The following is a 19,013-nucleotide window of genomic DNA, read 5'->3' on the forward strand; positions in this document are numbered from 1 at the left end:
AACTATGGATATTAACTAAAGTTAACGCAAAGTGAGGTGTCGCTAATGTCACAACCAAAAATATATACGATGGCTGTCAATAAAGTGTATCCACATTATGTCACGAAAGTTGAGAAAAAAGGTAGAACGCAAGATGAAGTAGATGAAGTGATCAGTTGGCTAACGGGTTACGATATTAAAACGTTGCATCAACAACTAAATGCTGATGTTGATTTTGAAACATTTTTTGCTGAAGCTCCTCGATTAAATCCATCAAGACGGAACATAACAGGTGTGATATGTGGTGTAAGAGTAGAAAATATGGAAGAAAGCTTAATGAAAGAAATTAGATATTTGGATAAATTAATTGATGATGTGGCTAAAGGTAAGTCGTTGGCTACTATACTTGATAAGTAATATTATTATCTAAGTAAAAACAAGATAGAAAGCGGTGACACGTATGTTGGTTGATTTGGAACACATTGCACGACGTAAACAAGGGAACAATATCTTGTCTGATGTTTCATGGCAAATTCATAAAGGGGAACATTGGATGTTGTATGGTTTAAATGGTGCTGGCAAAACAACTTTGCTTAATATTTTAAATGCTTATGAACCTAATACAGCAGGCAAGATGACATTATTTGGTATGACACCAGGTAAAATTGGTTATTCTGCAGAAAATGTACGTAGTCATATTGGATTTGTATCGCATAGTTTAATGAATCGATTTCAAGATGGGGAGCGAGTACTTGATGTAGTTATCAGTGGAGCTTTTAAATCTATAGGTGTGTTTCAACAACCAACTGAAAGCCATAAGGAAGCTGCGCAAACTTATTTAGCGCAATTAGGTATGACAGAATTTGAACAACAATATTATGGCTATTTATCTACAGGGGAACGTCAGCGCGTATTAATAGCACGTGCTTTAATGGGGAATCCATCGTTACTTGTGCTAGATGAACCTGCTACCGGATTAGATTTTATTGCTAGGGAAAGCTTGCTACAAGCGTTAGAACAAATGTATGTCGATAATCCTGACTTAGCAGTTATTTATGTGACTCATTTTGTTGAAGAAATTACACCACAAATTGATAAGGGCTTATTACTGAAAAATGGCGTTTGCTATAAAGCGGGACCAATAACTGAAATATTGAACGACACTACATTATCGGAATTTTTTAATAAAAATGTTAAAGTAGCTTATCAAAATAATAGATATGCACTTTTTAGTAATGATTAAACAAGAGCTGGAGGATATGAAATGACTAAAGTTAAAGCAATTTTTTTAGATATGGATGGGACAATTTTACATAAAGATAATTTTGTGAGTGATACTACAGTCCGTACTATTGATGCACTAAAAAAACAAGGATATAAAGTATTTTTAGCAACAGGCAGAGCACATAATGAAATTCATCATTTAGTACCAGAAAATTTTAGTGTAGATGGCATTGTTAGTTCAAATGGGACGCTAGGTATGGTTGATGATAAAGAAGTATTTAAACATAGTTTAACTTTAGCATCAGTCACACAAATTGTTGAAAAAGCACGACAACAAGGTATTTACTATGAGGTATTTCCTTTTGATTCAACACGCGTTATTTTAGCGGAAGACAAACGATGGGCAATGACGATGTTTGAGGCTGATACCCCGCCTGGAAATGTAGGGGAAAGTGAATGGTTTTCAAGAAAAGATGCGATCAAAGACAAGGTAGAATGGGTTACAGAATTGGTAGACCAAAAATTTTCGAAAATTTATTTATTTTCACCTGAATACGATAAAATCACAGCATTTAGAGCAATGTTAGGTGAAGAAAAAGAAAATCTCAGTATTAGTGTGTCAAATTCATCCCGCTTTAATGCAGAAACAATGCCATATAACGTTGATAAAGGCACGGGCATTAAAGAAATGATAGAGTATTTTGGTATTAAACAAAGTGAAACATTAGTAATTGGTGATAGTGATAACGATCGTGCGATGTTTGCATTTGGTCAGCACACCGTCGCAATGAAAAATGCACGCCCAGAAATTCAAGCACTTTGCGATGAAGTGACGTCTTTAACTAATGAAGAAGATGGTGCAGCACATTATTTACAACAAAAGTTTTTAACGTTATAACATAGAGCAAAAGTTAAGACATTGATTTTTATTAAAATAAATAATAACGTTTAAGATAATAAAAATGACTAATCCTTTAAATAAAGGATTAGTCATTTTTTAGGATGACTTTAAATAAGTCTCCTACATTTTAATTACACACTAATTATTCTTTTTTATCTTTGATATCTTTTGTGACATCTTCAGCTTTTGATTGAGTATCAGAAGCTTGTTTTTTTGCGTCATCTTTAATATTTGATGATGCAGTGGTGTCATCAGTTGTTTGTTGTTTTACTTGATTAGTTAAGCTCTTGTCATCACTTTTTTTCTTTTTACTAGATGCTAAGTTAGCAGTTGAACCATCTTCAATATGATATTGGATAATTGCTAACAAGTTAATATAGTAAACAACTAAACGAATAACAATAACTAAAATTGTAATTGCATAAGCTAGCGCTACTGCTACAGTTTGAGATATGCCACCAGTTAAAATATTAACTAATTGACTTATTGGGTTAGCAAATAATATAACAATTAAATTAAGTAATAATAATCCTAAATAAAATTTAAACCAAGTTTTATTACCATTTTTAATTTTTGCAAAACCTTGTTTAACTGCTTTCCATGCGCCTAAATTAGGGTTTTTCACAAAGGATAAAGTATAGTTAACGATGATGACAACAAATAGCCAATAAACAAATGATAGGATAAACACTAGAACTGTGGCTGCGATAATTTGTATAGTTAATGAAATACCTAAAGCATTTGATGAGCTACTGATAGGACCTTGTAATGCCGAGAATCCTTTAACTATTAAAAAGTTAAGCAATTTACCTAATAATAAATTTACTAGCATTAATACGATGAAAAATATTAATGTGATTAATCCTAAAATTACAGATTTTAGATATTTACCTTTTTTAAATGTTGAAAAAATATCTGTGAATTTAGTATTTTGCTTTGTTAAAGCTTTATCTATAGTATATAGTACACTTGAAATTAGTGGATAGCCAATGAATAAAAATACTACTAATGGTATGATAATGGCTAATATAATCATAAATATAGATGAACCTATAGGTTGTTGTGTTGCTTGTGCTATCGCAAATTTATAGATAGCTGGTTGAACTGGTAAGACAGCAAGATATGCTAATATCATTGCTATGAGAAAACCTACTATAGTAAACATTAAAATTTTCCCATTTTGTGGTTTGGCATTTCGTATAGCAAGTTTATGAAATTTAAACAAAATTTAAGCACTCCTTTTTAGTGATATAATCACAATATCAAAAAAATGAAATTTTTAAAATTAATAGGTAACAAAACAGGTATAAAATGTTAAAATGTCCTAATGAGAAATAATGAAAGGAGACATCATCATGAAATTTGCAGTTATTACTGATGTACATGGTAATTTTGATGCACTCGAAGCGGTATTAGATGATATTGATAGAAAAGGCGATGTAGATAAAATTTATAATCTTGGAGATAATATTGGTGTGGGTCATGAAACGAATAAAGTTCTAGATTATATTTTTGACAGAGATGACATGGAAATTATTGCCGGCAATCATGATGAAGCGGTTATGTCGTTAGTTAACGATACTCCTTACCCAGAAGATTTAAAAGATAAATTTTTTGAACATCATCAGTGGATTGAAAATCATTTAGATGAAGATTATTATGACAAATTAAATGAATTACCGAGAGTAATAGAGAAAAAATTTGGAAATAAAAAAGTTTTATTTATTCATTATGAAATACCGAATGAGCAGTTGAGTGCACCGATTGATAAACAACCATTCAGTCCAATCACTGAACCTACAGAAGAAGCAATGCAAACGTTATTTAGTGATAAACAAGCTGATTTAATTGTTTTTGGCCATAATCATACAGTTCATTTGTTTGATGACAAAGAAAAGATATATTTTAATCCAGGAGCAGTGGGATTAAACAATGGTGCTCATGCTGTTTATGGATTGGTTACTATTGAAGAGGATGTCATCTCTATTGACCGAGTTAAAGTAGCATATGATAATGAAGAATTTTTACGTGGGTTTGATGAAAAACAAGTACCTGGTAAATCATTAATTTTTGATAAATTTCTATAATATAAAGACACGATAAGTCACACCATATCAATTTATTACGGTGTTTGCTTATCGTGTCTTTTGTAATTAATGCAATGTACATAATGTGTGATCGTCATGCTTATGTTTAGGTGTTTCTAATTGGATAGTCATATGTTGAATATTTAAATGTGCTAGGTTATGTTCAATACGTTGTAAGATATACTCACAGTCATCAATACTTAATTTTGGGGAGACGACTGCATGACAGCTTAATGCATTGATGTCATTAGAAATAGTCCATAAGTGACAATCATGTACTGCGATGATTTCTGGTTCTTCTGTTAATACGCTGATGGCAGTTTCCATATCAATGTTCGACGGTGTACCTTCCATCAATATATTGACAGATGATTTTGTAATACCCCAGCCACTTTTAATAATTAATAACGATACGATAATACTAGCTATTGGATCGGCTAAAGTAAATCCCCAAATCCAAATGATGATAGCAGCAACGATTGCTCCTACAGAACCCAACAGATCTCCTAAGACATGTAAAAAAGCGCCACGCATATTGATATTGTCTTTAGTATCGCCCCCTTTAAACATAAGCGTAGCAACTATGACATTAACAATTAAGCCGATAACACTAATTATGAACATTTCTGTGGATTGGACTTCGATTGGGTTAAACATACGTTTTATTGCTTCAATAATAATCATAATACCGATAACAAATAATGTAACACCATTAAACAACGCTGCTAAAATTTCAAAGCGCTTGTAACCAAATGTTTTGTTTAAAGTAGCATGTTTTTCCGCATAAATAAATGCAACTAAGGCTACGCCTAACGATATGGCATCACTAAACATGTGTAACCCATCAGATAGTAAAGCTAAACTATTAGCTACAAACCCACCAATAATTTCTACTACCATAAAGATAGCAATAATTATGAATGAAAATAATAATACTTTTTTGTTATTTGTATGCACATGGCTATGATTGTGGTCGTGATTATGTGAAGACATAAGTCATCCCTCTTTTCATTATTGATGTTCAGCGTGGTGTAATGATTGGTGTAGCAATGTAGTGACATGCGTATCATCAATTGTGTAAATCATTGATTGGCCTTGACGATTAGCTTTGACTAAATGTGCTTCTTTAAGTATACGTAATTGGTGTGAAACATTAGATTGACTTATTTGTAACGTGTGAGAAATATGGCCTACACTGCATTCACCTTGTGATAATAAATTTACTATACGGATTCTAGTACCATCACTTAGTGCTTTAAAAATGGTAGTGACTGTATCAAGAGAGTCTGGAGCTATATCAGTAAAATGTTGAGTCAAACAATCACCTCTTTATATTAATATATGTATTTATATTCATATATTAATATAAAGCGTTACTCATGTCAAAAGTGAGCGTATTAGTTTTGTTTATTAGCAATTGGGTATATTCTGTATATTAATTAGTAAATATGAGGAGGTATATGTAATGAGTACTTTAGTTATCGGTGCTAATGGTGGTGTAGGTAAATATTTGATTCAGCAATTGCAAAATGCAGGTGAAACATTTACTGCTGGTGTTAGAAAAGAAGAACAAATAAATGATTTACAAGGAAAAGGCATAGATGCCAAACTTATCGATGTTGAAAATGATAGTATTGAGACACTGACAGATAAATTTAAAGGATTCGATCAAGTTGTATTTTCAGTAGGTTCTGGTGGTAATACAGGTGCTGATAAAACAATTATTGTCGATTTAGATGGTGCTGTGAAAACTATCGAAGCAAGTAAAGCAAATCATGTGTCAAAATATGTGATGGTATCTACTTATGATTCTAGAAGAGAAGCATTTGATGAGAGTGGCGCATTAAAACCTTATACGATTGCCAAGCACTATGCGGATGAACATTTAAAACGTTCTGGTCTTAACTATGTCATTGTCCATCCAGGTGGTTTACTTGATGAAGCGGGAACAGGTAGAGTTGATGCGGCTGCTTTCTTTGATGGCAAAGGAACTATACCCCGAGAAGATGTTGCCTCTGTAATTAGTCAAGTATTAACAACAACAGGTTTCGATAATTCAGAATTCCAAATTATTAGTGGTACAGAAGAACTAACAACTGCAATTAATAAATTTAAATAATTGAATTGCATGTTAATCATATTTAGTGGGAAAATGAAATCAAATTTAGTTTGATTTGATTATTTTCCCACTCTTTTTTTATTATTATATGGAAGAATTGACTTTCATTAATTATTAGTGCAAATAATTTGATATAATTGTGATATTGTAAGGGGGAGCTACAATGAAGATTTCGAACGTAAAAATTTACGAACAAGTTGCAGATTTGTTATTAGAACAAATTAAAACAGGAGAATATGAAGTTGGCGATAAGTTGCCATCTATACAAAAATTGGCTCAAAATTATGGTGTTAGTGTAGCATCAATAAGAGAAGCATTAAACGCTTTAAGGACTATTGGCGTTATTGAAATTAAACAAGGTTATGGTACTTTTATTAAACAAAAAGAACCTATCTTTTTTGAAATCGGAGAAAAATTCAATTCATTAACACAAGTTGAGGAACTACTAGAGTTGCGTGAGATTATTGAACGTACTACCGTAGGTAAAGCTGCAATTCAACGTTCGGCAACAGATCTAGAAAATATGAAAAAGGCTTTAACAGATATGGGGAAAGCTGTGTCGGATGGTACATCGGGAGAAGCTGCCGATTTGCAATTTCATCTTTCTATTGCTCAAGCCGCAAATAATTCATTATTAGTAGAATTAATGAATAATATTTCAGGTTTAATGCAAGATTCGATGAAAGAGACACGTAAGATTTTTATATATAGTAAGCAAAAAACGATGGAAAAACTTTATGAAGAACATGAAGCGATTTATTTAGCGATTGAGCAACAACAAGAAGAGCAAGCAATCGCAGCGATGGAAGCTCACTTATCAGAAATAAAAGCAACTATTTTACAAAATTTCAAAGAGAAAAAAGAGTAATGTTTTTATATATAGAATGGTTACGTAAGGGTTAGTTCAACGCGATAAGTATTCATTCGACTTGGAGATAAGCAAAGCAATACGTTTGGACATAGCACAATGTATCCCTCGAAGCATCTTAGTATGAAACATTATTATAACTTGATGTTTAATTATTGATAAACAATCAACAGTCTATGCACTTAAAAAGTAGTTATATTTGAATATACTATTATTATCAACTGAGACTTGCTATAATACATAAAGAAATAAATTGAACAATACTCATGTGATAATACGTGATCATTAACTAGTAAAAGTTGAACTATAACAAGCAGTTCCAATGAATATGAGATATGCTAGTGTACTAGTGATTCAAACATGAAAACGAACAATTGTCGGAGGTGTAGTATGCCGTTATTTTTAAAGCCTGTATTCCATTCAAAAGTATGGGGCGGTAACAACTTAGAACGCTATGGATATAATTTACCCAGTGATAATGTTGGGGAGGCATGGGGCATTTCTGCTCATCCAAATGGACGTTGCGAAATTATAAATGGACCATTTAAAGGTCAAACATTAGATAAAGTATGGACAAATAATAAAGAAATGTTTGGTGATTTTCCAAGTGAAGATTTTCCTTTAATGACTAAAATGGTAGATGCACAAGCACCACTTTCAGTACATGTACATCCTGATGACGCCTATGCATATGAGCATGAAAATGGTCAATATGGGAAGTCTGAATGTTGGTATATTGTAGATGCAAAACCAGGTGCAGAAATTATTTATGGTTTAAATGTTAAATCTAAAAATGAAGCACTTAACAAAATAGCAAATGCTGATTTTGATAATCTTTTTAATACGGTGAAAGTCAAACCAGGAGAGTTTTATTTTATACCGGCGGGAACAGTCCATTCAGTAGGGGAAGGTATTATAGTTTATGAGACAATGCAATCCTCAGATGTTTCATATCGCATTTACGATTATGAACGAAATCAACAAGACTACCTTGACCGATCTTTACAATTGGATAAGGCTCAAGATGTTTTAGAGATTAAAGATGACGATTTAAACTTAAGACCTGATACTGAACTGATTGAAAATCATAAACAGGTAAAACTTGTCTCCAATGATTTCTTTACTATTGTCAAATGGCAAATTACAGGGACGTTAAATTACATGAAACCGAGAGAATTTGTATTGGTTTCAATTTTAAAAGGATCAGGCAATGTTATAATTGATGGTGAAGTTTACAGTGTGAACCATGCTGACAATTTTATTTTAACGTCAGATGATTTAGACACTGTATTTGAAGGTGAGCTCGAAGTTATTATTAGTTATATGTAATGAAAGAGGAGGAATATGTTTGTATAAGTTTTTATATATATCACTTATTTGTGGTTTGCTAGCTGGAGCAGGTGTGTTTTTAAATATACCACCGTATCCTTCTCTTATTTTTCCAATGGTTGTAGCATTCTTAGGTATAGTTTGTACAATTGTAACTTTTCCTGAGAAAGACGTGAAAGTAACGCTTAAATTGGGAGGCATACTTATCAACGTTATGCCATTGTTAGGTGCTCTAACACAAATCAATATGTAAAAAACAATAAGTATAGCAAAGAGACTACAAGTTAAATAATACAATTAAGTATTCCTGAAAAGCAGGTTACATTTGTTTTCAGGAATAATGTATGAATATAATTGACAGATAGAATTTCACAAAAAAGATGGGAGTATCGTAAATGACAGAGGAAACAAGTTATTTTTGGTTAAATTGCGGTTATAATCGCTGGAATCATAATGAACCATTAGTAGGTCAAACTACATTATTCGAATCCGGTGCTCAATTTAATCCATCACAAGGATTTCGTGCCTTTAAACAAGCTAAAGTAGGCGACCAAGTAATCTTTTATCAAGTACAAATGAATACAGGGCTATTAGGCTATGGCGAAATTACGAGTGTGCAAACAGGTGCACAAAATAAAATCCGAGTGCATTTTGAATTAAAGGCACAATTGAATCCTTTAACTGCAGATTACTTAAAACGTAGTGAATTGTTAGAGTTCAGAATGAGTAATATGAAAGAAACCTTATTTAACCAAATAACAGAAGAAGAATTTAATTTAATTGTAAGTTTAGGTACTGGCGCGGTGAAAGTGCCACGTTATTTCTTTATTTCTGAAGAAGATACGTTTGAACCTAATCAAACTTACACTTTGTTTACGCATACTTACAATGGTATTAAACGTAATGGCTATCACTTTTATACTCAATTAGAGCAAGGGGATAAGCTTGTTTTTTATAATAAAAAAATGGATCAATCTGTGGTAGGTATTGGAGAAGTCACACAACATATACACGAAAAATCGCCAATTGCAGGTAGGACAAATAGTACTGCAATTGAAGTACTATATGAACATCACATCACACCATTGACATTATCTACACTAAATAAACATCCAAAATTAAAAAACTTATATTTTCTACAAGAAAATGCGAAACAAGCCATAGCGAGTTTATCTCAAACACAATATGAAGCAATTAAAGAATTAAGTGAAAATAATGGCGTGAAACCACAATTTGAATCGGTACATAAAGACTCAAATATGCCAGTACAAGATGATGACGTTAAGCCTTTTATCTTATTAGTAGTTGAACCTGGTGACGAGGGTCTGAAAGCAGCTGAAAACCTATTGCATAAAACGAATGCCAATCCAGTGATAACTTCAGGTCATCCAGATTTTACTGAAGATATGTTATATGGTAAATATTTACCTAATGAATCAGGAGCAATGTACTTTAGAGAAGGGTTTATTACTGATTTAATGCCACGTACTGATAGAAGTTACCTTGTAATCGACAATTTTAATCGTATTAATCCTGATGTTTTTCAGACATTTATAAATGTTTTAGAAGGTTATGAAGTGACCATGCCTCGTTATAATAAACATGGGAATATGATTAAATGGTCACGTCAAAAAGATTCTTTTTATCATTTTAATCCTAACTGGCATATAGTTGGGATAACTTATGAAAGTTTAAATGAAATCAAACAACGTTATTCTGAACAGTTTTTAAAATATACTAGAATTGTTAAAGTAAATCAGGATAACCAAAATCTATAAATCAAACTGGGACAGCATAATGTCCCAGTTTTTTTGTTATAAGATATCGTGTTGTAATTTATACAATAAAGGCTATTAATTTAAAAAACGATGTTGCTTAGCACATTGTTTACTTGAATTTTAATTATTGTACCATGATTGAAAAAGTATGAAAAAAGGTATAATAAAAGTATCATATTCGAAAGAGGTGTGTTTAAATGCCTATAGTTTATTATGATGGCGGTTGTGTTTATTGTTATAATTTTGCAATATGGCTCATTCAAAATGGCTTATCACGGCGTTATCAATTTGCCAAACTAAAAAGTACAGCAGGTGACCAATTAAGACAAACTTTTCCAGAAGCAAACCGCTTCGATAGTGTAATATTACAAAATGGCGAACAACTACAATTTAAATCGGAAGCAATAGCTACGTTAATTTTTTCATTAACGAAATTTAAATGGTTAGGGGCTTTGTTAAAAGTTACGCCTAATTTTATTAGTAATATTGGTTATAATTTTTTTGCAGAGAATAGAAATAATATGTGGAAAACGCATTGGCATCAGCCTAATGCCTATGAACAATCGTTCTTTATTGACTAAAGTATAAATTTGTCAGTCGTAAAAGTAGGAAATGTAGAAACTCCACGTAATCATTAGTAAATTAGAATAATTCTAAATTATTATTGGAAAACAGTTTACAGATTAGAATAATTATTATATAATAATAAATGTAATCAAGAGAATAACGATATAAGAAGGAGAGAATTTAAATGACTAATAATGAAAATGTAATTAATGTATTAAATAAACAAGTTGCAAACTGGACAGTAGCTTTTACTAAGTTACACAATTTCCATTGGTATGTTAAAGGACCAAACTTTTTCTCACTACACACTAAATTTGAGGAATTATATGACGAAGCTAGTCAATATGTAGATGATTTAGCAGAACGTATTTTAGCTGTCGGAGGAAATCCAGTGGGTACGTTGAAAGAAAGTCTAGAGATGTCAATTATCGACGAAGCAGGTAAAGGCTATACTGCAGAACAAATGGTTTCTGAGTTATCTAAAGATTTTACAAATGTATCTAAACAATTAGAAGAAGCGATTGAAGTAGCATCTGATGCTGAAGACGATGTGACAGAAGATATGTTTATCGGTATGCAAACAAATATAGAAAAACATAATTGGATGTTAAAATCTTATCTTGGACAATAATAAAATTGATTAATAAAAAGCTGGGACATCAAAATATGATGTCCCAGCTTTTTTATATTTTAAAATTCTATAAATAAAGTCTGTATTTTAAATTAGTCAGCGATTTCTAATGCTACTTCCATCATTTGCGTGAATGAATTTTGTCTTTCTTCAGGTGTAGTTGCTTCATTACGTAAAATATGATCACTTACAGTAAATATACCTAAAGCTTTTTTATTGGCATGTGTTGCATTAAGATAAAGTGCCGCAGATTCCATTTCAATTCCTAAAATTCCCATACGTTGCCATCTAGCATTAAACGTTTCGTCAGCGTTGTAGAATGTATCAGAAGAAAGAATATTACCAACGTGTGTCACCGCGCCTAAGTTATCTGCTTGAGCTTTAGCTTTTGCAACTAAATCAAAATCAGCAAGTGGTGCAAAATGACCTGGTAAATTGTATTGATCTACATAATCTGAGTTAGTAGAAGCGCCTTGAGCAATAATAATGTCATAAAGGTTAACATTGTCCTGTAATGCACCACATGACCCAATACGAATAATTGTATCAACATCAAAGAAATTATAAAGTTCATAAGAGTAAATCCCAATGCTTGGAATTCCCATACCTGAACCCATAACAGAAACTTCTTTTCCTTTATATGTTCCTGTATAGCCAAACATATTTCTTACTTCATTAAACTGTTCTACATTTTCTAAAAAGTTTTCAGCGATATATTTTGCACGAAGTGGGTCGCCTGGCATAAGTACTGTTTTAGCAATTTTCTTTCCATTTGGTTGAATATGAGCTGTCCCTTGTGTCATTTTTATCTTCTCCTTTTAATTCATTAGTTATTTAAAGATAACATATGTTTATTAATTTTGCTTTTTTTTGTAAAATAATAGATGAGCTAATCATTTCATATGAAGCGAGATATTAAAAGTGTACATAAAAAGTTGTATAAAGGGAAGTGCAATAACGAGTAGGAAAAGTATTATGGCGTTATTACTTTTAGTTTTTACTTTGACCATGTACATTTTAATAAACACATTAGGAGGACTAAATTATGAATTATGCAAAATTTATCGATCACACATTATTAAAACCGGACTCTACGAGAGCACAAGTTGATACTATTTTAGATGAGGCTAAACAATACGGATTTAAATCTGTATGTATTAATCCAACTCATGTAAAATACGCTGCTGAGCAATTAGTAAATACTGAAGTGTTAGTATGTACTGTTATTGGATTCCCATTAGGTGCATCAACTACAGAAACAAAAGTTTTTGAAACAGAAAATGCTATTGCACATGGTGCATCTGAAATTGATATGGTAATTAATATTGGGGCATTGAAAGATCAACGCTTTGAAGAAGTTCAAAAAGATATCGAAGGTGTTGTAGGCGCAGCTAATGGTAAAACTGTAAAAGTAATTATTGAAACATGTTTATTAACTGACGAAGAAAAAGTTAAAGCTTGTGAATTAAGTAAAGCAGCGGGTGCTGACTTTGTGAAAACATCAACTGGATTTGCCGGCGGTGGAGCAACAGTTGAAGATGTACAATTGATGAAACAAACGGTTGGAGATGCATTAGAAGTAAAAGCTTCTGGTGGCGTACGTAATTTAGAAGATTTTAATAATATGTTAGAAGCAGGAGCTACACGTATTGGAGCAAGTGCAGGCGTACAAATTATTCAAGGTTTAGAAAGCGACTCAGATTATTAAGTAAAATAGCAAAAATTAGGGATTTGTGTTTTGGAGAAACTATGTAATTGTACATAGTCATAAAGGGAGGCTACACAAATGAGAATGGTAGATGTAATTGAGAAAAAAAGAGATGGCAAAGTATTAACAACAGAAGAAATACAATTTTTTATTGATGGGTATACAAAGGGAGATATTCCTGATTATCAAGCGTCTAGTTTAGCGATGGCTGTTTATTTTCAAGATATGAATGATGATGAACGTGCGGCACTTACTATGGCCATGGTTAATTCTGGAGATGTTATCGACTTATCAAATATTGAGGGAATTAAAGTCGATAAACATTCTACAGGGGGCGTCGGCGATACTACAACATTGGTTTTAGCTCCATTAGTAGCATCTGTTGGTGTTCCTGTTGCGAAAATGAGTGGTAGAGGACTTGGACATACTGGAGGTACAATTGACAAATTAGAATCAGTAGAGGGCTTTCATGTGGAAATTACTGAGGACAAATTTACTAAACTAGTCAACGAATCAAAAGTAGCTGTCATTGGACAAAGTGGAAATTTAACACCTGCAGATAAAAAATTATACGGTCTACGTGATGTAACAGGCACAGTAAACTCAATTCCATTAATCGCATCTTCTATAATGAGCAAGAAAATTGCTGCAGGTGCAGATGCAATTGTACTAGATGTAAAAACTGGTAATGGCGCGTTTATGAAAACTATAGAAGAAGCAGAAGCATTAGCACATGCTATGGTGCGTATCGGTAATAATGTAGGGCGTAAAACGATGGCAATTATTTCTGATATGGGCCAACCACTAGGAAATGCGATCGGAAATGCACTTGAAGTTAAAGAAGCAATCGAAACATTACAAGGCAAAGGACCAAAAGATTTAACAGAACTCGTTCTAACTTTAGGTTCACAAATGGTAGTTTTAGGTGGTAAAGCAAAAGATTTAGAAGAAGCTCGTGCTTTGTTAAAAGAAGCGATTAACAATGGTTCAGCTTTGGAAAGATTCAAGCAATTTTTAGAAAATCAAGATGGTGATAGCTCAGTCGTAGACGATGTTAACCGTTTACCACAAGCAACTTATCAAATTGAGTTGCCAGCTGAAACTGACGGTGTGGTTACTGAAATTATTGCTAATGAAATAGGCGTGGCCTCAATGTTACTTGGTGCAGGTAGACAAACGAAAGAAGATTCCATTGATTTAAGCGTAGGTATCGTCTTAAATAAAAAAGTTGGAGATAGAGTTGCTCAAGGTGAGTCTTTATTAACAATTCACGCCAATAGAGAACAAGTTGATGATGTAATAGAAAAGTTACGTGCTAGTATTTCAATTAGCGACAACGGTTCGGCACCAACATTAGTACACAAAGTTATTACAGAATAGGAGTGGAAATTATGACTACACCATTTAAACGTATTCATTTAATAGTTATGGATTCTGTAGGAATAGGTGAAGGTCCAGATGCAAAAGCTTTTAATGACGAAGGAAGTCATACATTAAAGCACACATTAGAAGGGTTTTCACAAGATTTACCTAATTTGCAAAAATTAGGCTTAGGGAATATTGATGCTTTACCTGTAATCGATAAAGTGGAACAACCACAAGCATTTTTTACTAAGTTGAGTGAAGCATCAGTTGGTAAAGATACGATGACAGGTCATTGGGAAATTATGGGCCTAAATATTATGCAACCATTTAAAGTATACCCGGACGGCTTTCCTGATGAGCTTGTGCAAGAAATTGAAGCACTAACTGGACGAAAAGTTGTAGCAAATCGTCCTGCCTCTGGAACTCAAATTATTGATGAGTGGGGAGAGCATCAAATGCAAACAGGCGATTTGATCGTATATACCTCCGCAGACCCAGTGTTACAAATTGCGGCACATGAAGATATTATTCCTTTAGAAGAACTCTATGATATTTGTGAGAAAGTACGAGAATTAACTAAGGACCCTAAATATTTGATTGGGCGAATTATTGCTCGACCTTATGTAGGTGAACCAGGACAATTTACACGTACTGCTAATAGACATGATTACGCGTTGAAGCCATTTGGTCGTACAGTAATGAATGAACTAAAAGATGCTGACTATGACGTAATTGCGTTAGGCAAAATAAATGATATTTATGACGGTGAAGGTGTAACAAAAGCTGTTAGAACAAAAAGTAATATGGATGGCATGGACAAATTGATTGACACAGCTAAAGAAGATTTTAGTGGTATTAGCTTTTTAAACTTAGTTGATTTTGATGCGCTATATGGTCACAGACGTGATAAACCAGGCTATGCACAAGCAATCAAAGATTTTGATGAGCGTTTACCAGAATTAATTGATGTTTTACAAGAGGATGATTTGGTCATAATTACAGCAGACCACGGTAATGACCCGACTGCTGATGGTACTGATCATACTCGAGAATATATACCAGTGCTAATGTTTAGCCCTAAAATCAATAAATACTATGAATTGAGACAAGATGATACGTTCAGTTCGATAGGTGCTACAATTGCTGATAATTTTGATGTACAACTACCAAAATATGGCAGCAGTTATTTAGCAGAAATGGGCATTGAAAAATAATCGTATAGTAGGAAACAGCCGATCTCGCCATATATGAGTTAGGCTGGTACTATGAGCTACAATAGCTAGATTAGTTCAATTCTTATACTATTTAAAAATATAAAAAAGCGTAAGCCATAATGTTTATGGCTTACGCTTTTTTGTTAATTACTATAAATATTATGCCATTGATGACGTTCATTTAAGAAGGTTTGTGCAATTGTTTTGGCACCTTCAAGTGAATGACTTGCAGCCCAACCACATTGAACTTCGTTACACGCAGGAACCTCGGTAGCACTTAACACATCATTTAAAGTTTTTTCAACAATATTTAACACATCTACATAGTTATCATGATTAATAAATGAAGCATAAAATCCGGTTTGACAACCCATTGGACTGACATCTACAACTTTGTCAGAATGATTGCGGATATTTTCTGCCATTAAATGCTCTAATGAATGTAATCCTGGCATGTCCATATGTTCTTTGTTTGGTTGCTTGAAGCGAATATCGTATTTATGGATAACATCACCGTTTTGGCCTTCCATTTTCCCGGCTAAACGGATATACGGTGCCACAACTTTAGTGTGGTCTAAATTAAAGCTTTCTACGTTCATTTTTGGCATTAAAAAACCCTCCTAAATTTATACATATAATTTATTGTAACAAGCACGCATGGCAATTACAATTTTCAGTAAATAGTTAGAAAATTAATGACAAAAATAGTTAAACCCGATAGAATGAGTAATAATTAGACTAGATTTTCATTATGCAAAATAATTGCGAGCAATTTTAACTATGGAAAAATTATTAAATAGAATTATTACTTAAGAAAGCAGGGTAGAGATAGTATGGAATATAAACAAACAATATTAGACTATATAGAAAACAATAAGCGGCATTATATTGAAATGAGTCATCAAATACATCAACGCCCGGAGCTAGGTAACGAGGAAATATTCGCGTCACGTACATTAATTGAGCACTTAAAAAAAGAAGGTTTTGATATTGAAACGGATCTTGCAGGTCATGCTACTGGATTCATCGCTAGATATGAATCTACTAAACCGGGACCTACAATAGGTTTTCTTGCAGAATATGATGCTTTGCCAGGATTAGGACACGCATGTGGTCATAATATTATTGGCACAGCTAGTACATTAGCAGGTGTTGCGTTATCTAAAGTAATAGATCAAATTGGTGGAACGGTAATTGTTTTAGGGTGTCCAGCTGAAGAAGGTGGTGTCAATGGTAGTGCTAAAGCTTCGTATGTGAAAGAAGGTATCATTGATGAGTTAGATGTGGCACTCATGGTGCACCCCGGAAACGAAACCTATAAGACGATTAATACATTAGCTGTAGATGTTTTAGATATTAAATTTTATGGTAAAAGTACACATGCTTCAGAAAATGCAGATGAAGCGCGTAACGCTTTAGATGCAATGATTTCATATTTTAACGGTGTAGCACAACTTAGACAACATATTAAAAAAACTGAACGTGTACATGGGGTAATTTTAGATGGGGGCAAAGCGGCCAATATTATTCCGGATTATACACATGCTAGATTTTATACACGTGCGACAACACGTAAAGCTTTAGATCAGTTAACAGAACGTGTTGGACAAATAGCCAAAGGCGCGGCACTTCAAACTGGTTGTGATTATGAGTTTGGCCCTATTCAAAATGGTGTTAATGAATTTATAAAAACCCCAAAATTAGATGATTTATTTGCCAAGTATGCTATTGAAATGGAAGAAGAAGTTATCGATGATGATTTTGGTTATGGTTCGACTGATACTGGCAATGTTAGCCATATAGTACCGACGATACACCCTCATATTAAAATAGGTTCTAGAAACTTAGTTGGACATACACATCGTTTTCGTGAAGCAGCAGCTAGCACTCATGGAGACCAAGCTTTGTTGCGTGGTAGTAAAATTATCGCTTTAATGGGATTAGATTTAATTATAAATGAGCAATTATTCGAAGAAATTGTAGAACAATTTCAATATGTAAAGGGGCATACGAAATGACAAATAGAAGTTCGCTACAGACTAAGTTAATGCTTAGCGATCTTTATGCGAGTAATACAGTATATACATCTAGACCTTCATATATATCCAATCCATGGTTAGATCCAGAAGAACATCAATCTAATTTTTTAACGGGAAGAGAATTGATTATTGCTGATAACATGCCAGTAATTGTTCACAAGGCAAGTGTAACAGATAAGTTAGAACAACTTTTTGCAGAAATTGGGAAATCGTTACCTCAAAATGTTTATACATTTAGTGATAAATCATCGTATGAAATGTTATTAAAAAACTTAGTGAAGGAACAACAAAAAACTATTTACTTTCAGTATATTCATGATCCATCATTATTATCTAAAGAAGCTTATGCCTTAGATAAAGATATTTTTGTTGCATTAAATAATAAAGCTAAAATTCCAAAGTGGACAAATGATAAATATTTACCACAACGTGAAGTGGTTGCATTTGAAGCATTTGAGGAACGTGTTCAAGCATGGCAATTCCCTTTTGTTATAAAACCAGGTGATGATTTACCGACAGCAGGTGGTTATGGAGTCATGATTTGCTATAACGATACCGACTTAAGCAAAGCTATACAACGAATACGAGATGCAAAGTCAGCTACTAAGCAACTTATTATTGAACAAAAAATAGAAGCAGTAGCTAACTACTGTGTTCAATTTGCTTATTCACACAACACTGGAGTGCAATACATTGGAGCAGCTGAACAAATTACAAATGATTATGGCTTTTATCATGGTAATCAAAATGTCAACAATGTACCATCACATGTAATTAAAGCTGGTGAGGAAATTATGAAGAATGGTGTAGCACAAGGTTTTTTTGGTATAGCAGGATTTGATTTACTTGTTGATAAATTTGGAGACGTATACGCTATTGATTTAAATTTTAGACAAAATGGTTCAACTAGTATGTTACTATTAGAACCATCATTAAATAAAGGTTATCATAAATTTTATAGTTATGTTGCAAGTAAAGATAATGCGAAGTTTTACCAGACAATTTTAAAATATGTAAAACAAGGTGTATTATTCCCGTTGTCATATTACGATGGTGATTGGTTTGAACATGAAGCGGTTAATTCACGATTCGGATGTATATGGCATGCTTCCAGTAAAGAAGAGGTAGAAAGCTTAGAATCCTTGTTTTTAAAGGAAGTATCAACTTAATTTATAGCGTGTATTGTTAGAGAAATTAAATTCGT

General features: G+C 33.0%; 21 protein-coding genes. 16 read left to right on the forward strand and 5 right to left on the reverse strand.

Going from position 1 to position 19,013, the window contains the following annotated elements:
• The first annotated feature begins 45 nt into the window (after window positions 1-45).
• The 3 genes from KA845_RS06165 to KA845_RS06175 are packed head-to-tail and all read left to right on the forward strand — an operon-like array spanning window position 46 to window position 2,101.
• The gene (locus KA845_RS06165; protein ID WP_002510352.1) at window positions 46-396 is read left to right on the forward strand and encodes a DUF2200 domain-containing protein; all 351 of its coding nucleotides are present in this window, start codon (window positions 46-48) and stop codon (window positions 394-396) included.
• A 43-nt stretch (window positions 397-439) separates the two neighbouring features.
• Window positions 440-1,222 (forward strand): ABC transporter ATP-binding protein, encoded by a 783-nt coding sequence (locus KA845_RS06170; RefSeq protein WP_103388803.1) that lies wholly within the window; start codon window positions 440-442, stop codon window positions 1,220-1,222.
• Between the two features lie 21 nt (window positions 1,223-1,243).
• On the forward strand, window positions 1,244-2,101 hold the full coding sequence (locus tag KA845_RS06175) for an HAD family hydrolase (protein ID WP_021459013.1): 858 nt from the start codon (window positions 1,244-1,246) through the stop codon (window positions 2,099-2,101).
• A 145-nt stretch (window positions 2,102-2,246) separates the two neighbouring features.
• Here the strand turns inward: KA845_RS06175 and KA845_RS06180 are convergent, their stop codons facing one another.
• On the reverse strand, window positions 2,247-3,329 hold the full coding sequence (locus KA845_RS06180) for a hypothetical protein (RefSeq protein WP_107377064.1): 1,083 nt from the start codon (window positions 3,327-3,329) through the stop codon (window positions 2,247-2,249).
• A gap of 130 nt (window positions 3,330-3,459) precedes the next feature.
• On the opposite strand from KA845_RS06180, the gene KA845_RS06185 reads away from it, so the two are divergent.
• A complete protein-coding gene (locus KA845_RS06185) occupies window positions 3,460-4,191 on the forward strand; it encodes a metallophosphoesterase family protein (protein WP_002510356.1) in 732 nt (243 codons plus the stop codon).
• Between the two features lie 66 nt (window positions 4,192-4,257).
• Here KA845_RS06185 and czrB read toward each other — a convergent pair whose 3' ends face one another.
• Window positions 4,258-5,184, reverse strand: a complete 927-nt coding sequence (gene czrB, locus KA845_RS06190) for a CDF family zinc efflux transporter CzrB (protein WP_103388805.1) — start codon at window positions 5,182-5,184, stop codon at window positions 4,258-4,260.
• Between the two features lie 18 nt (window positions 5,185-5,202).
• On the reverse strand, window positions 5,203-5,508 hold the full coding sequence (locus KA845_RS06195) for an ArsR/SmtB family transcription factor (protein ID WP_103388806.1): 306 nt from the start codon (window positions 5,506-5,508) through the stop codon (window positions 5,203-5,205).
• Between the two features lie 148 nt (window positions 5,509-5,656).
• On the opposite strand from KA845_RS06195, the gene KA845_RS06200 reads away from it, so the two are divergent.
• From KA845_RS06200 to KA845_RS06230, 7 genes are all read left to right on the forward strand, one after another.
• Window positions 5,657-6,310, forward strand: coding sequence for an SDR family oxidoreductase (locus KA845_RS06200; protein ID WP_002510359.1), 654 nt, complete (start codon window positions 5,657-5,659; stop codon window positions 6,308-6,310).
• A 163-nt stretch (window positions 6,311-6,473) separates the two neighbouring features.
• Complete coding sequence (locus KA845_RS06205) at window positions 6,474-7,178, forward strand: FadR/GntR family transcriptional regulator (protein ID WP_021459011.1); 705 nt, start codon at window positions 6,474-6,476, stop codon at window positions 7,176-7,178.
• A 390-nt stretch (window positions 7,179-7,568) separates the two neighbouring features.
• Window positions 7,569-8,507, forward strand: coding sequence for a type I phosphomannose isomerase catalytic subunit (locus KA845_RS06210; protein ID WP_002510361.1), 939 nt, complete (start codon window positions 7,569-7,571; stop codon window positions 8,505-8,507).
• Window positions 8,508-8,526: 19 nt separating this feature from the next.
• Complete coding sequence (locus KA845_RS06215; protein ID WP_103388808.1) at window positions 8,527-8,760, forward strand: hypothetical protein; 234 nt, start codon at window positions 8,527-8,529, stop codon at window positions 8,758-8,760.
• A gap of 142 nt (window positions 8,761-8,902) precedes the next feature.
• Complete coding sequence (locus tag KA845_RS06220; RefSeq protein ID WP_103388809.1) at window positions 8,903-10,285, forward strand: EVE domain-containing protein; 1,383 nt, start codon at window positions 8,903-8,905, stop codon at window positions 10,283-10,285.
• A 197-nt stretch (window positions 10,286-10,482) separates the two neighbouring features.
• A complete protein-coding gene (locus KA845_RS06225) occupies window positions 10,483-10,866 on the forward strand; it encodes a thiol-disulfide oxidoreductase DCC family protein (RefSeq protein ID WP_002510364.1) in 384 nt (127 codons plus the stop codon).
• 170 nt (window positions 10,867-11,036) lie between these two features.
• Window positions 11,037-11,483 carry a Dps family protein gene (locus tag KA845_RS06230; RefSeq protein WP_002510365.1) on the forward strand — a complete coding sequence of 149 codons (447 nt, stop codon included), beginning with the start codon at window positions 11,037-11,039 and terminating at the stop codon, window positions 11,481-11,483.
• Window positions 11,484-11,575: 92 nt separating this feature from the next.
• On the opposite strand, the gene deoD is transcribed toward KA845_RS06230, so the two are convergent.
• Window positions 11,576-12,286, reverse strand: a complete 711-nt coding sequence (gene deoD, locus KA845_RS06235; RefSeq protein ID WP_002510366.1) for a purine-nucleoside phosphorylase — start codon at window positions 12,284-12,286, stop codon at window positions 11,576-11,578.
• A 242-nt stretch (window positions 12,287-12,528) separates the two neighbouring features.
• Here deoD and deoC point away from each other — a divergent pair, with 242 nt between their 5' ends.
• From deoC to deoB, 3 genes are all read left to right on the forward strand, one after another.
• The gene (gene deoC, locus KA845_RS06240) at window positions 12,529-13,191 is read left to right on the forward strand and encodes a deoxyribose-phosphate aldolase (RefSeq protein WP_103388810.1); all 663 of its coding nucleotides are present in this window, start codon (window positions 12,529-12,531) and stop codon (window positions 13,189-13,191) included.
• A 78-nt stretch (window positions 13,192-13,269) separates the two neighbouring features.
• Entirely contained in the window at window positions 13,270-14,571 is a 1,302-nt protein-coding gene (locus KA845_RS06245; RefSeq protein WP_107373943.1) for a pyrimidine-nucleoside phosphorylase, read from the forward strand.
• Between the two features lie 11 nt (window positions 14,572-14,582).
• The gene (gene deoB / locus KA845_RS06250) at window positions 14,583-15,770 is read left to right on the forward strand and encodes a phosphopentomutase (protein WP_002510370.1); all 1,188 of its coding nucleotides are present in this window, start codon (window positions 14,583-14,585) and stop codon (window positions 15,768-15,770) included.
• Window positions 15,771-15,913: 143 nt separating this feature from the next.
• Here deoB and KA845_RS06255 read toward each other — a convergent pair whose 3' ends face one another.
• Window positions 15,914-16,378 carry an S-ribosylhomocysteine lyase gene (locus KA845_RS06255; protein WP_210127864.1) on the reverse strand — a complete coding sequence of 155 codons (465 nt, stop codon included), beginning with the start codon at window positions 16,376-16,378 and terminating at the stop codon, window positions 15,914-15,916.
• A 225-nt stretch (window positions 16,379-16,603) separates the two neighbouring features.
• On the opposite strand from KA845_RS06255, the gene KA845_RS06260 reads away from it, so the two are divergent.
• Together KA845_RS06260 and ldmS are read left to right on the forward strand one after the other, a co-directional pair.
• Window positions 16,604-17,788, forward strand: a complete 1,185-nt coding sequence (locus tag KA845_RS06260; RefSeq protein ID WP_210127865.1) for a M20 family metallopeptidase — start codon at window positions 16,604-16,606, stop codon at window positions 17,786-17,788.
• Entirely contained in the window at window positions 17,785-18,978 is a 1,194-nt protein-coding gene (gene ldmS, locus KA845_RS06265) for an L-aspartate--L-methionine ligase LdmS (RefSeq protein WP_021459006.1), read from the forward strand. The genes KA845_RS06260 and ldmS overlap by 4 nt, the downstream gene beginning before the upstream one ends.
• The last annotated feature ends 35 nt before the right edge of the window (window positions 18,979-19,013 follow it).

It is taken from the genome of Staphylococcus sp. GDX8P114P-2 (assembly GCF_017892945.1).
GTDB classification, from domain to species: Bacteria; Bacillota; Bacilli; order Staphylococcales; family Staphylococcaceae; genus Staphylococcus; species Staphylococcus arlettae.